At 69.3% G+C, this 13395-nt stretch carries 11 protein-coding genes and 1 tRNA gene; 5 read left to right on the top strand and 7 right to left on the bottom strand.

From position 1 onward, the window contains the following. Positions 1-4: 4 nt before the first annotated feature. Positions 5-904 carry an oxidoreductase gene (locus tag ACFQS9_RS12730; RefSeq protein WP_378405141.1) on the bottom strand — a complete coding sequence of 300 codons (900 nt, stop codon included), beginning with the start codon at positions 902-904 and terminating at the stop codon, positions 5-7. A 77-nt stretch (positions 905-981) separates the two neighbouring features. Here ACFQS9_RS12730 and ACFQS9_RS12735 point away from each other — a divergent pair, with 77 nt between their 5' ends. Beyond that, entirely contained in the window at positions 982-1581 is a 600-nt protein-coding gene (locus tag ACFQS9_RS12735; RefSeq protein WP_378405143.1) for a TetR/AcrR family transcriptional regulator, read from the top strand. 36 nt (positions 1582-1617) lie between these two features. Here the strand turns inward: ACFQS9_RS12735 and ACFQS9_RS12740 are convergent, their stop codons facing one another. The 6 genes from ACFQS9_RS12740 to ACFQS9_RS12765 form a co-directional block, all read right to left on the bottom strand. Beyond that, complete coding sequence (locus ACFQS9_RS12740) at positions 1618-2268, bottom strand: hypothetical protein (protein ID WP_378405145.1); 651 nt, start codon at positions 2266-2268, stop codon at positions 1618-1620. Positions 2269-2462: 194 nt separating this feature from the next. Then, a complete protein-coding gene (locus tag ACFQS9_RS12745; RefSeq protein WP_378405147.1) occupies positions 2463-3692 on the bottom strand; it encodes a serine hydrolase domain-containing protein in 1230 nt (409 codons plus the stop codon). A 38-nt stretch (positions 3693-3730) separates the two neighbouring features. Continuing rightward, the gene (locus ACFQS9_RS12750; RefSeq protein ID WP_378405149.1) at positions 3731-4372 is read right to left on the bottom strand and encodes a DUF2461 domain-containing protein; all 642 of its coding nucleotides are present in this window, start codon (positions 4370-4372) and stop codon (positions 3731-3733) included. 71 nt (positions 4373-4443) lie between these two features. After that, a complete protein-coding gene (locus tag ACFQS9_RS12755; protein WP_378405150.1) occupies positions 4444-5427 on the bottom strand; it encodes a ribose-phosphate diphosphokinase in 984 nt (327 codons plus the stop codon). Further along, on the bottom strand, positions 5424-6902 hold the full coding sequence (gene glmU / locus ACFQS9_RS12760) for a bifunctional UDP-N-acetylglucosamine diphosphorylase/glucosamine-1-phosphate N-acetyltransferase GlmU (protein ID WP_378405152.1): 1479 nt from the start codon (positions 6900-6902) through the stop codon (positions 5424-5426). Before glmU ends, ACFQS9_RS12755 begins: the two co-directional genes overlap by 4 nt. Before the next feature lie 89 nt (positions 6903-6991). Further along, positions 6992-7062 (bottom strand) — tRNA-Gln (locus ACFQS9_RS12765). A 139-nt stretch (positions 7063-7201) separates the two neighbouring features. On the opposite strand from ACFQS9_RS12765, the gene ACFQS9_RS12770 reads away from it, so the two are divergent. From ACFQS9_RS12770 to ACFQS9_RS12785, 4 genes are all read left to right on the top strand, one after another. Further along, positions 7202-7843 carry a TetR/AcrR family transcriptional regulator gene (locus ACFQS9_RS12770; protein WP_378405154.1) on the top strand — a complete coding sequence of 214 codons (642 nt, stop codon included), beginning with the start codon at positions 7202-7204 and terminating at the stop codon, positions 7841-7843. A gap of 169 nt (positions 7844-8012) precedes the next feature. Then, on the top strand, positions 8013-8648 hold the full coding sequence (locus ACFQS9_RS12775) for a ScbR family autoregulator-binding transcription factor (RefSeq protein WP_378405156.1): 636 nt from the start codon (positions 8013-8015) through the stop codon (positions 8646-8648). Between the two features lie 118 nt (positions 8649-8766). Then, complete coding sequence (gene mfd, locus ACFQS9_RS12780; protein WP_378405376.1) at positions 8767-12420, top strand: transcription-repair coupling factor; 3654 nt, start codon at positions 8767-8769, stop codon at positions 12418-12420. 4 nt (positions 12421-12424) lie between these two features. After that, entirely contained in the window at positions 12425-13306 is an 882-nt protein-coding gene (locus tag ACFQS9_RS12785; protein WP_378405158.1) for a nucleoside triphosphate pyrophosphohydrolase, read from the top strand. The last annotated feature ends 89 nt before the right edge of the window (positions 13307-13395 follow it).

A 13395-nucleotide genomic window follows, 5' to 3' on the forward strand; every position in this document is an offset into this window, starting at 1 on the left:
CGGCTCAGCGCTTCAGGGCGTCCGCCGGGAAGTGCACACCGGTCAGTTGCTCGGACGTGGTCCACAACTGCTTGGCCAGCTCGACGTCGGAGGCCTCGGGGGTGCGGCCGACCAGCGTCGGGTAGCCCCGGACCTCGTAGAACCCGTCGGGTCCGACGTAGCTTCCGCCCGGCAGGTCCTGGCTCGCCGCGAACAGGGTCGGACGGGCGCCCGCGTCGGCGTCCTGGGCGATCACCTTGTTGCCGACCGACATCACGGCGCCGGCGAAGCGGTTGCCCGAGTGGCTCTGCAGGTTCGTCGCTGCCCAGCCTGGATGCGCGTTCAGCGCTCGCACCGTCGATCCGGCCTCACGCAGCCGGCGCTGCAGCTCGAGGGAGAACAGTAGGTTGGCGAGCTTGGACTGGCCGTAGGCGCCGGTCCGGTCGTAGGTGCGCGACTCCCAGTTCAGGTCGCCGATGTCGATCGTGCCGCGGCGGTGCGCCTGCGAGGCGAGCGTCACCACTCGGTCGGTGATGTGGGGCAAGAGCAGATTGGTCAGCGCGAAGTGGCCGAGGTGATTGGTGCCGATCTGGCTTTCGAAGCCGTCCTTGGTTCGCGCCTCGGGGACCATCATGATCCCGGCGTTGTTCACCAGGACGTCGATGTCGCCGCTCCACTCGTCGGCGAAGCGCCGCACCGAGGAGAGGTCGGCGAGGTCGAGGGCGCGCACCTCGGTGGTGCCCCCGATGCCGCCGGCCACGTCGGTTCCGCGGGCGACATCGCGTACGGCCAGCACCACGCGGGCGCCGACGCGGGCGAGCTCGCGGGTGGTCGCCAGGCCGAGGCCGCTGTTGGCGCCCGTGACGACGACGGTGCGCCCCTCGAAGGAAGGCAGGTCTGCGGAGGTCCATTTGTGGGTTGTCATGGGGTCCAATGTAGGCACCGACTACAAAGTAGTCAACGACAACATTTGAGCTCGATGTCGGCTATCCTGCTCAGACCATGAACTTCACGCGCGCGCGTTCCTACCACCACGGCGACCTGCGCGGCGAGCTGATCCAGCGGGGAGAGGCGACGCTGCGCGAGGCAGGCGTCGACGGTCTGTCGCTGCGCCAGCTCGCCCGGGACATCGGGGTCAGCCACGGCGCGCCCAGCCGGCACTTCCGCGACAAGCAGGCGCTGCTCGACGCGATCGCGCTCTCGGGATTCGAGCGGCTCGGCGGGGTGTTCACCGCCTCGATCTCCGAGGGCACGTTCGAGGCCCGGCTGGGGGCCGTGGCGCGCGCCTACCTCCGATTCGCGACCGAGAACCCGGCGCTGCTGGAGCTGATGTTCGCCCGCAAGCACAGCCCCACCGGTGGAACCGAGCTCCCCGCGGCTGCCGAGCGGGCATTCCGCGTGCCGATCGCGCTCATCGCGGAGGGCCAGGCGAGCGGGGACGTGATCGAGGGCGACGCGGCGCAGATCGGACTCGCGGCGTTCGCGGCGATGCAGGGCCTGGTGACCTTCGTCAGCTCAGGTTTCGTGCCCGCGGAGTCGGCGGAGGGCCTCCTCGGCGATCTTGTCGCGCAAATGATGAACGGCCTGCGCCCCCGAACGTAGCGGGGCGCAAGCCGTCAGGAGTGGGATGCGGGGCGGTCAGCCGTCGAGGCCGCGGCGGGTCTTCTCCAGCGCGGCCAGCATGCGCAGGATCGAGGCCTTCTGGTTGCCGAGATCGGTGAGCCGGGCCCGGGCGGCCAGGCCCTGGCCCGCCTCGGCGACGGTGATCTGCTCGTCGACCGACGCGAGCTGGTCGAGCAGGCCGGTGACGCGGGCCTCGAGGGTTGCCATGTCGACGGACGTGGTCGGTGCCGAGGCCGCCGGTGCCGAGGCCGCGGGCGTCGACTTCGGTGCTGCCGCGCGACGAGGGGCGGGGGCGGTCTCCGCGACGACCGCGGCCGCCCGCGGGCGCAGGGCCTTGCGGACCATCGCCGGGTCCGGCGGGGTCTCGAGCTTGATCTGGTTCAGCACCGCGCGAGCGTCGCGGGCGGTGACGCGCCACTCGCGCTCTTCCTCGTCGTCGGACTGCAGCGTGCCGCCGAGCGGGCGCAGTCCGTACATGCCCAGGAACCGTCGGGCGCCGTCGATGATCTCTTCGTTCTCGCGGCACGTCGCACAGCGCGGCTCGTTGCGATAGGCCTCCACCGCGTCGGTGTCTCCGCACCAGACGCAGGCCCCGGGAACCCAACGCCTGGCCGTCCGCATCGTCGTCGTTCCGGCCTGGCCATCGAGTGTCTGCGCGTCAATCACGACGCATGACAATAGGGCAGAGCGAAGTGGCCCTCGACACCGGCTGGCAACCAACCTGCGGTTCTGCATTCCGGCGTGATCAATCTCATGTTCATGTCCCGGCGCGGCGCGCCGCGACCCGGTCAAACGCTTGCCGCGCAAGAGGTTCCGGCACCCGTCGGGCCGTCGATCGGAGTCGGTCGACGGGTCGCGGGTTACCGCTGCGGCGGGGGCGGAGGAGCGTCGCCCGGGGCGAGCTGGGCACCGATCTTCCGGAAGATCGATTCGGCCGCGTTCTTGTACAGGCCGGCGTCGTCGAAGGCCTCCTGGTCGTAGGTGACGGCGACGGCGATCGCGACCTTCTTCGACGGCAGGTAGGCCTCCGCGGCCGCGTACCCGGAGAACAACGGGTTCTGCATCAGCCAGTCGCCGGTGATGATGATCCCGAGCCCGTAGGTGTAGCTCTCCGACATCGTGGTGCAGGTCGGGCACCCGGGCAGGGTCGTCGTCTTACCGCGCAGGTCCGTCGACACCATCTTCTGGTACGACTCCGCGGACAGGAGCTTGCCGGTGCCGATCGCGACCGCGGTGTCGTGCATGTCGGAGATGTCGGTGGTCTGGACGGCCCCGCGGGTGATGGTCCAGGACGGGTTCCAGTAGGTGGATTCCTCGTAGAACGGGGCGCCGGCCGGGATCTTGAGGGCCTCGCGACGCTCGGAACTGAAGGCGTGCAGGGCGGGTTCGGCGATGGCGGCGGTGCCGGGGTCGGTGGTGTTGTCCAGCCCGAGCGGGCCGAGCACCCTGTCCTGCATCAGGTCCGTCATCCGCTTGCCGGTGATCTTCTCCAGCGCCAGCCCGAGGATGACGTAGTTGGTGTGCGCGTAGTTCCAGTTCGTCCCCGGCTCGTAGAGCAGCGGCTTGGCGGTCGCGGGCGCGATGAGTTCCTCGGGCGTCCACCTGCGGAAGGGGTCGGCGTAGATGGCCGCGTCGAACTCGGTGGCGCCCAGGACGTAGTCGGGGTAGCCCGAGGTCATCTGGGCCAGCTGGCCGAGCGTCACGAGGTCGCTGTGGGGGATGTAGGGCAGCCAGGTCGACACCTTGTCGTCGAGGCTCACCTTCCCCTCGTCGACGAGCTGGAGCAGCAGGGTGGAGACGTAGGAGATGGCCACGGCGCCGTTGCGGAAGTGCATGTCGGTGGTGGCGGGCACACCCGTCATCGATTCCCCGACGGCCTCGGTCAGGATCTCCCTACCGTCGACGGTGGCGCGCACGATCACCGCCTTCAGGTGGCTCTCGGCCATGGCCTCGCGGACGATCGTCTTGATGGCCTCGGTTTGCGCTGGATCGGCGGGTGATGGGGGTGGCGACGAGGTGTCCGTCGAGGTGCAGGCGGCCACAAGGGCGGCGAGGACCACGAGCACGAGCACGCGCCGAATCGGGGCCATAGCTGATCATGGCAGACCGGGCGGTTCTGCTGGGGGTTTTAGGCCGGGGCCCCGATCACGTCGGTCGCCCACTCGACCAGCGGCCGCAACGATTCCCACGCCTTGCGGACCTCGGTCGCCGTGCGCCTGGTGTCGAGCCACTTCGGTGAGGCGTAGAGGCGACTGGCCGTCAGCGACTTGTGACGGAGCAGCTCGATCCGCGGATGCTCGACGGTGAAGCCGCGCGGCGTCGTCTTGAGCCGGTCGCCGCCGATCTCGAATTTCGCGGCCTCGAGGTCCCGGGTGATCGTCTCGAGCTGTCCGCCGCGGAGGTCGCTGTCGACCGCGGCACGAAAGCGTGCGACCCGATCCGGGTCGGCCTGATAGAAGCCGCCCGCCACGAAGAGCCCGCGGGCGTCGAGCTGCACGTAGTAGCCCAGGGCGGGCCCCACCGCGCAGAAGCCGCCCTGATGCGTCTTGTACGGCGACTTGTCCTTGGCGAACCGGACGTCGCGATACGGGCGGAACACCTTGCCCGGCCCGAAGTCTGGCTCGAGCTCGGCGAGCAACGCAGCCATGGGTGCGTGCACGGACTCGTCGTAGACGGCCTTGTGCGCCGTCCACCAACTCTTGCTGTTGTCCGCCTCGAGGTCCTCGTAGAAGTCCAGCGCGGCGACAGGGAATCCGGAGAACGCGGCCATGCGAAAAGGCTAGCGCCTGTGCGCGGTTGACGGGTCCAGGGACTCGTCAACCGCGCACAGGCGCGAAGCGCCTACGCGCTGCCGTTGAAGAGCGAGGTCACCGATCCGTTCTCGAAGACCTCCTTGATGGTGCGCGCGAGGAGCGGCGCGATGGAGAGCACCGTCAGCGTCGGGAACTGCTTCTCCTCGGGGATCGGCAGCGTGTTGGTCGCGATGACCTCCTTGGCGCCGCAGCTCGCGAGCCGTTCGGCGGCGGGGTGCGAGAAGATGCCGTGGGTGGTGGCGATGATGACGTCACCGGCACCCGCGTCCTTGAGCACCTTGACCGCGCCCGCGATGGTGCCGCCGGTGTCGATCATGTCGTCGATCAGCACGCAGGTACGGCCGCTGACGTCACCGACCACGCGGTTGGACTTGACCTGGTTCGGGACGAGCGGGTCGCGGGTCTTGTGCACGAACGCCAGCGGCGCACCGTCGAGGGCGTCGGCCCACTTCTCGGCGACCTTGACGCGGCCGGCGTCGGGGGAGACGACGCAGATGTTGTCGGTGCCGTAGTTCTCCCGCACGTACTCGGCGAGCTGACCCTGGGCGTGCATGTGATCGACCGGGCCGTCGAAGAAGCCCTGGATCTGATCGGTGTGCAGGTCGACGGTGATGATCCGGTCGGCACCCGCGGTCTTGAGCAGGTCGGCGATCAGGCGGGCCGAAATGGGCTCGCGGCCGCGGTGCTTCTTGTCCTGGCGGGCGTACGGGTAGAACGGCAGCACCGCGGTGATGCGCTTGGCGGACCCGCGCTTGAGCGCATCGATCATGATCAGCTGCTCCATGACCCACTGGTTGAGCGGGGCCGGGTGGCTCTGCAGCACGAAGGCGTCGGAGCCACGCACCGACTCCTCGAACCGGACGAAGATCTCACCGTTGGCGAAGTCGCGGGCGGTCTGCGGGGTGACCTGGATGTCCAGTTCCTTCGCGACCTGCTCGGCCAGCTCGGGATGGGCGCGACCAGAGAAGAGCATCAGGTTCTTCTGGTTGTCGATCCAATTCGCGCTACTCACTGATCTTCGCCATCCTTGTTCGTGTTTTCGGCTTGTTGCTGCTGTGCCCGCGCCGCCGCCTCGGCCGCCGCGGTGCCGGGTCGGTTTCGCTCGACCCAACCCTCAATATTGCGCTGCTTTCCCCCGGACACGGCCAGCGCCCCCGGCGGAACGTCGAACCGCAGCACTGTGCCCGCACCCGTGTAGGCACCGTCGCCCACCTGGACCGGGGCGACGAACATCGTGTCGGACCCGGTGCGCACGTGCGACCCCACCACCGTACGGCTCTTGGTGACGCCGTCGTAGTTGACGAAGACACTGGAGGCCCCGATGTTGCTGTACTCACCGATGGTGGCGTCCCCGACATAGGTCAGGTGCGGCACCTTCGAGTGGGCGCCGATGTCGGAGTTCTTCACCTCGACGAAGGCGCCCAGCTTGCCGGCCTCACCGAGCACGGTGCCGGGCCGCAGGTAGGTGTACGGCCCTACCGTGGCGCCCGCGCCGATCGCCGCGCGATCGGCATGGGTGCGGATCACGGTGGCGCCTTCGCCGACCGTGACGTCGCTGAGGGTGGAGTCCGGGCCGATGACCGCGTCCTCGCCGATTCTGGTGCGGCCGAGTAGCTGGACGCCGGGCTTGATGGTCGCGTCATGGCCGATGGCCACGTCGACATCGATCCAGGTGCTGGCCGGGTCGATCACGGTGACGCCGGCGCGCATGTGGCCCTCCAGGATGCGGCGGTTCATCGCAGCGGCCAATTGGGACAGCTGAACCCGGTCGTTCGCGCCGGCGACCTTCTCCTCGTCCGCCAGCAGCGCCGCGTACACATCCCGCCCGGCCTCCCGCGCGATCTTCAACACATCGGTGAGGTACAGCTCCCGCTGCGCGTTGTGGGTGTCGAGGTGGCCGAGCGCGTCCCGGAGGACCACGGCGTCGAACGCATAGACGCCCGAGTTGACCTCGGTGATCGCAACTTGTTCCGGCGTGGCATCGGCATGCTCGACGATCTCCATGACGCCGCCGTCCGCGTCACGGACGATGCGACCATAACCATTGGCATCGGCGGGCACGAAGGTGAGCACGGTGACTGCGGCCGGGTTCGGCGCCGAGAGATGCTCGTCGATGAGGGCGTGCAGGGTGTGCCCGTCGAGCAGGGGGACGTCCGCGGAGGTCACCAGCACGGTCCCTTCGAAGTCGTCGGGCAGTGCCCGCAACCCGCAGGCGACCGCGTGGCCGGTCCCCAGCTGCTCCTCCTGCACTGCGGTGGCGACCTCACGCCCGAGTTCGGCGGCCGCGTCCTTGACTCCAGCACCCACGGCCTCGCGCTCGTGTCCGACCACGGTGACCAGGTAGGTGGGATCGAGCTCGGCGGCGGCGTACAGCGAATGGGCGAGCATCGTCCGACCCGCCAGCGAATGCAGCACCTTGGGGGTCTTGGACCGCATCCGAGTTCCTGCTCCTGCGGCGAGGACGACCACGGCGGTCTCGGCTGGCATGACGCTCCCTCGAAATCGAACCGGTGTGTACAGCTACTGGGTCATCCAGCACATCCGCCACTGAGCCAATGGACGCTCAGAAGTACTCGCTCCGCCGCCAGGACTCGAACCTGAACTATCTGAACCAAAATCAGAGGTGCTGCCATTACACTACGGCGGATTGCCGCACCTGCGGATTCGTGTCAGAAAGCCGGAGGCTCGACCCGGGCCCGCTGTGCGCCCACGATCCTCGCATGTGGGCGCGGATTTGGTCGAACCGCGTCGACTGAATCGATTCGCGCGCCCGATAGGCTGGCCGCATGTCCCGACCCCCGCAGGCCCCCGGCGAACGACCTCCGCGGACGCGGATGACCGGCACCCAGCGTCGTGAGCAGCTGATCGAGATCGCCCGCAGCCTGTTCGCCGAACGCGGGTACGAGGCCACCTCCATCGAGGAGATCTCCGCGCGCGCGAGCGTGTCCAAGCCCGTGGTCTACGAGCACTTCGGCGGCAAGGAGGGCCTCTACGCCGTGGTCGTGGACCGCGAGATGTCGACGCTGCTGAACATGATCACCGCCTCGCTGTCGCAGAACCGGTCCCGCGTCCGGGTCGAGCGGGTGGCATTGGCCCTGCTCACCTACGTCGAGGAGCGTACCGACGGGTTTCGCATCCTGGTGCGTGACTCCTCGGTCACGGCCGCCGACGGTACCTATTCGTCCCTGCTGAACGACGCGGTCAGTCAGGTCGGACACATCCTGGCCTCGGATTTCTCCAAACGCGGCTTCGATCCGGAGCTCGCGCCGCTCTACGCCCAGGCGTTGGTGGGGATGGTCTCGATGACCGCGCAGTGGTGGCTCGACGAACGGACGCCTCCCAAGGAGGTGGTGGCCGCGCACGTGGTGAACCTGTGCTGGAACGGCCTGACCAACCTGGAAGCCGACCCGAAGCTCGGCGGTGAATAGGCGCCCCTGACGGGGATCAGGGCGTAAGGCGACTCGCGGTCTCAATACGGGGAAGTTCACCCTCCCGGTGTAAAATTCTGCTTGGTTTGTTGTGGTGACAGGTCTGGTATCTGTGCAGGTGCACGCCGGTCAGCACCGGCCGGATGTCTCGGTCTCCGAAGGCGGTCGAATGGTCAGGCAGGAGCGCGCCGAGGCAACGAGGAATGCGGTTCTCGTTGCGGCGGCGAACGTGTTCGCGAAATTCGGGTATGCGAACGCGAACCTCAGCGAGATCATCGCCCAGTCGGGGGTCACGAAGGGGTCGCTGTACTTCCATTTCGCCTCCAAGGAAGAACTGGCCAGGGGCGTCATCGACGAGGGCAACAGCCGCGTGGTCGTGGCCTGCGCACCGCTGCAAGACCTGCGCGATCCCGCGTTGGAGACGATGATCGGGCTCTCGTTCCTGGTGACGGACGTGGCGGCGGCCGATCCGATCGTGGCGGCGATGCTGCGCCTGCAGCACGAGATCGGCGATCACCGCGGGACCGGCGAGAATCTCGTCGAGCTCTGGCAGCAGGGGAATTCGGATCTGGTCGAGCGGGCGATCGCCGAGGGTGACATCACCGCGGAGGCGGACACACAGGCGATCGCGACCTTCATCTTCGATGCGTTGTTCGGAGGCCGGGTCGCCGCCGATGCGACCGGGAGCGTGGACCAGTTGCCCGCCAGGATAGAAAGCACCTGGTATTTCCTTCTCTCGGCGTTGGTTCCCGCGGCGAAGGTCGGCTACTTCCGGGAGTTCACTCTCCGGCGTTCACGTCGTTGACCCCATCGGAGGACGTCGGTGCTCGCGCCTAGACTCTTCTGTGGTCGCCCCCACCGGCGGCTTCACCCGTTCGGCGAGCCCAGGAGCATCGACTTTGTCTTCCCGTTCTTCGAACCCGGTGGCCGTCGACCCCGCTGCGTTTCCCCTCGCCGGAGTGTTCGGGGTGGCGCTGGCCGACCCCGCGTTCACCGGGGTGCGCGAGGCCGTCGGCTCGGCCACGCTCGACATCGTCGCCCCCGGCCCGGCCCGGGCGTTCGTCGCCTCGGCCATCGCGGAGAAGGCGCAGCTGCTGCTCGTCACCGCCACCGGCCGGGAGGCCGACGACCTGACGACCGAGCTGCGGGAGGTGCTCGGCGATGCGGTCGCCCAGTTCCCGTCCTGGGAGACGCTGCCGCACGAGCGGCTCTCGCCCGGTGCGGACACGGTCGGCCGTCGGCTCGAGGTACTGCGCAGGTTGGCGCGCCCGGACGACGCCGACTACGGCTCGCCGCTGCGCGTCATCGTCACGACGGTCCGCTCCCTGGTGCAACCGATGGCCCCCGGGCTCGGCGAGATCGAACCGATCACGCTGCGGGTCGGTGCCGAGCACGACTTCGACGCGTTGACACACCGCCTCGTCGAGCTGGCCTATTCCCGGGTCGACATGGTCGGCAAGCGTGGGGAGTTCGCGGTGCGAGGCGGCATCCTCGACATCTTCTCGCCGACCGCCGACCATCCTGTGCGCGTGGAGTTCTGGGGCGACGAGGTCACCGAGTTGCGGGCCTTCTCGGTGGCCGACCAGCGGTCGCTACCTGAGGTGGAGGTCGCCACCCTGATCGCGCCGCCGTGCCGCGAGCTGCTGCTCACCGCGAAGGTGCGCGATCGGGCGGCGGCGCTGGCCGCGGACAACGAGGCCGACGCGGCGCTGGTGGAGATGCTGGACAAGCTGTCCGCGGGCATCCCGGTCGAGGGCATGGAGGCGCTGCTGCCCGTGCTGCAGAACGGCGAGCTGGTGCTGCTGACCGACGCGCTCCCCGCGGACACGCACGTGCTGCTGTGTGATCCGGAGAAGATCCGCACCCGCGCGACGGACCTGGTCCGCACCGGCCAGGAGTTCCTCGAGGCGTCGTGGACGGCGGCCTCGCTGGGCGGCGCGGCGCCGCTCGACGCCTCGGCGATCGACACCTCGAGTGTCGGCGGCAAGGGGCTCGACCTCGCGGCCTCCGCATACCGATCGCTCCGGCAGGTGCGGGAGAGCGTCGGGGCATCCGGCCGGCCCTGGTGGACGGTCAGCCCGCTCGCCTCGGGCAGCGGGGCGGAGCTGGCCCTCGACCTGCGCCCGGTGCCGGAGATCCGTGGCTCCGACGAGCTGCTGGCCGAGCTGTTCGTGACCCTGCGGGCGCACGTGAGCGCGGGTGGCCGGGCCGCGATCGTCGTGGCGGGCTCCGGCACCGCGCACCGGGTGCTCGAGCGGCTCGCCGAGGCGGAGGTCCCCGCGACCGAACTGGGGCCGGGCGTGGCGCCGGAGCCGGGCGTGGTCGGCGTGCTCTGCGGCAGTCTGCATGACGGCCTGATGTTCCCGGGCGACACCGATGCCGGCCTGGTCGTGATCACGGAGTCCGATCTCACCGGCAACCGTGTCGCGGCGGTCGGGGACGGCAAGCGGCTGCCCGCCAAGCGGCGTAACCAGGTCGATCCGCTCGCCCTGACCGCGGGTGACATGGTGGTGCACGACCAGCACGGCATCGGCAGGTTCGTCGAGATGGTCGAGCGGACCGTCGGCGGAGCCCGCCGCGAGTACCTGGTGATCGAGTACGCGGCCAGCAAGCGGGGCCACCCCGGTGACCGGCTGTTCGTGCCGATGGAGTCCCTCGACCAGCTCTCCCGCTATGTCGGCGGCGAGCTGCCCGCCCTGTCGAAGCTCGGCGGCTCCGACTGGACGAACACGAAGCGTAAGGCCCGCAAGGCGGTTCGTGAGATCGCGGGCGAGCTGGTGCAGCTGTACGCCGCCCGGCAGGCCGCGCCGGGGCACGCGTTCGGCCAGGACACCCCCTGGCAGAAGGAGATGGAGGACGCGTTCGCGTTCACCGAGACCCACGACCAGCTGACGGTCATCGACGAGGTCAAGGCCGACATGGAGAAGCCGGTCCCGATGGACCGCGTCGTGATCGGCGACGTCGGCTACGGCAAGACGGAGGTCGCGGTGCGGGCCGCCTTCAAGGCCGTCCAGGACGGCAAGCAGGTGGCGGTCCTGGTGCCGACCACCCTTCTCGCGCAACAGCATCTGCAGACCTTCACCGAGCGAATGGCGTCCTTCCCGGTCAAGGTCCGCGGCCTGTCCCGGTTCACCGACCCGGGGGAGTCCAGGGAGATCATCCAGGGCATGGCCGACGGCGAGGTCGACATCGTCGTCGGCACCCACCGGCTGTTGCAGACCGCGGTCCGCTGGAAGGACCTCGGCCTGGTCATCGTCGACGAGGAGCAGCGCTTCGGCGTCGAGCACAAGGAACACATCAAGGCGTTGCGTACCCACGTCGACGTGCTCACCATGTCCGCGACCCCGATCCCGCGCACGCTCGAGATGAGCATGGCGGGCATCCGCGAGATGTCGACGATCCTCACCCCGCCGGAGGAGCGGCACCCGGTGCTCACCTATGTCGGTGCGTACGCCGACAAGCAGGTGGCCGCCGCGATCCGGCGTGAGCTGCTGCGCGACGGCCAGGTGTTCTACGTGCACAACAGGGTCAGCTCGATCGACAAGGCCGCCAAGCGACTTCGCGACCTGGTGCCCGAGGCGCGGGTGGTGGTCGCGCACGGCCAGATGAACGAGGAGACCCTCGAGAAGACGGTGCAGGGGTTCTGGGAGCGCGAGTTCGACGTCCTCGTGTGCACCACCATCATCGAGACCGGCCTGGACATCTCCAACGCCAACACCCTGCTCGTGGAGCGGGCCGATTCGCTCGGCCTGTCCCAGCTGCACCAGCTCCGTGGGCGCGTCGGCCGCAGCCGCGAGCGCGGCTACGCGTACTTCCTGTACCCGCCGGAGAAGCCACTCACCGAGACCGCGTACGACCGCCTCGCCACGATCTCGCAGAACTCCGATCTCGGCGCGGGCATGGCCGTCGCGATGAAGGACCTCGAGATCCGTGGCGCGGGAAACGTGCTGGGGGCGGAGCAGTCCGGGCACGTCGCCGGCGTCGGGTTCGACCTGTACGTGCGGCTGGTCGGCGAGGCCGTGGAGGCCTTCCGCGCGGTCGCCGACGGCAGGCCGGTCACCACCGAGGAGGCGCAGAAGGAGGTCCGCATCGACCTGCCCGTGGACGCGCACATCCCGCCCGACTACGTGACCAGCGACCGGCTCCGGCTGGAGGCCTACCGGAAGCTGGCCGCCGCCACCGACTCCGAGGCCATCGCCGCGGTGATCGAGGAGCTCGTCGACCGGTACGGCCCGGTGCCCGAGGAGGTCGGCCGGCTGGTCTCGGTCGCGAAGCTGCGCCTGCTCTGCCGTGAGTTCGGCCTCGAGGAGGTCTCCGTGGCGGGCACCCAGCTCAAGATCGCACCGATGCAGCTCCCGGACTCGAAACAGCTCCGGCTCAAGCGCCTGTACCCGAGTGCGCAATACCGTGCGACGACCGGGCTGGTGCAGCTTCCGTTGCCGCGCACCGGTTCCGGTGGGGTGGGCGCGGACCGGGTGCGGGATGTCGAGCTGCTGCAGTACATCGCGGACTTCCTGCTCGCCCTCGACGGACGGGCGGCGGGGGCAGTGGACGTCAGGGTGCAGACGGGGGCGTGAGGCGATGACGGTGGTGTTGCTCTACCCGCACGGCCCCGCCCGGGTTCCGGCGGCGGCGGTGCGGCTGCTGCGTGGGCAGGTCGAATATGCCTCGGATGTGCCGGTCGCGGTGCGTGAGGAGCTGGGTCTGCCGCACGCACCGGGTGCCGCCGTGCTGGTGGCAGTAGACCCCGAGGGGGTGCAGGTGCGGCACCGGGTGTCCGCGGGCGAGGAGGTTGTCGCGGCGACGCCGGTGCCCGGGCAGCGGCTGCTGGCGGCCGTCGAGGTGATGGACCGGCTATGGCAGTTCGGCGGGTGGGAGGTCACGCAGACCCACGACTCGCTGCGCCGCTACCTGCTCGAGGAGACCTACGAACTGCTCGACGCGATCGAGGAGGGCGACCCGGAGGGCCTGCGGGAGGAGTTGGGCGACCTGCTGCTGCAGGTGCTGTTCCACTCGCGGATCGCGCAGGAGTCGGCGACAGATCCCTTCACGGTCGACGATGTGGCGCAAACCCTGGTCGCGAAGCTGGCGTTACGCAGCCCTCACCTCACCAACGGCCACACCGGGCCGATCGACGTTGCCGAGCAGGAGGCCGCGTGGGAGGTCGCGAAGGCCACGGAGAAGTCTCGGGCCTCCTGTATGGACGGCATCGCGATGGCGCAGCCGGCGCTCGCGTTGGCGGAGAAGGTGATCGAGCGGGCGAGCCGGGCGGGGTTGCCGGCGGAGTTCGTCCCGGAGGAGCTGCGCGTCGTGCGGATCGGCGGGCCCGACAACTCTGAGGATGCACTGCGCAAGGCGGTGCTGACCTTCGTGGCGCGGATCCGGGCCGCGGAGGCGGGAGCACGGGAGGCCGGGGTCGAGCCGGGCCGACTGACCGCGCAGGCGTGGACCCGCTGGTGGTGACGCCGGCCGACACCAGCACACCGGGCACGCCGAGGTCCGACTCAAAACCAACTTGAGGTTGGAATCTGGGCGAGTAACCTGGGCGTAGT

It is taken from the genome of Rhodococcus daqingensis (assembly GCF_042665615.1).
Taxonomy (GTDB): Bacteria; Actinomycetota; Actinomycetes; order Mycobacteriales; family Mycobacteriaceae; genus Rhodococcus_G; species Rhodococcus_G daqingensis.

Excerpts from the sequence above, each read along its gene's own strand:
- ACFQS9_RS12730 (WP_378405141.1), bottom strand. The coding sequence starts at position 904 with ATGACAACCCACAAATGGACCTCCGCAGACCTGCCTTCCTTCGAGGGG.
- ACFQS9_RS12735 (WP_378405143.1), top strand. The coding sequence starts at position 982 with ATGAACTTCACGCGCGCGCGTTCCTACCACCACGGCGACCTGCGCGGC.
- ACFQS9_RS12745 (WP_378405147.1), bottom strand. The coding sequence starts at position 3,692 with ATGGCCCCGATTCGGCGCGTGCTCGTGCTCGTGGTCCTCGCCGCCCTT.
- ACFQS9_RS12750 (WP_378405149.1), bottom strand. The coding sequence starts at position 4,372 with ATGGCCGCGTTCTCCGGATTCCCTGTCGCCGCGCTGGACTTCTACGAG.
- glmU (WP_378405152.1), bottom strand. The coding sequence starts at position 6,902 with ATGCCAGCCGAGACCGCCGTGGTCGTCCTCGCCGCAGGAGCAGGAACT.
- ACFQS9_RS12770 (WP_378405154.1), top strand. The coding sequence starts at position 7,202 with ATGTCCCGACCCCCGCAGGCCCCCGGCGAACGACCTCCGCGGACGCGG.
- ACFQS9_RS12775 (WP_378405156.1), top strand. The coding sequence starts at position 8,013 with ATGGTCAGGCAGGAGCGCGCCGAGGCAACGAGGAATGCGGTTCTCGTT.
- ACFQS9_RS12785 (WP_378405158.1), top strand. The coding sequence starts at position 12,425 with ATGACGGTGGTGTTGCTCTACCCGCACGGCCCCGCCCGGGTTCCGGCG.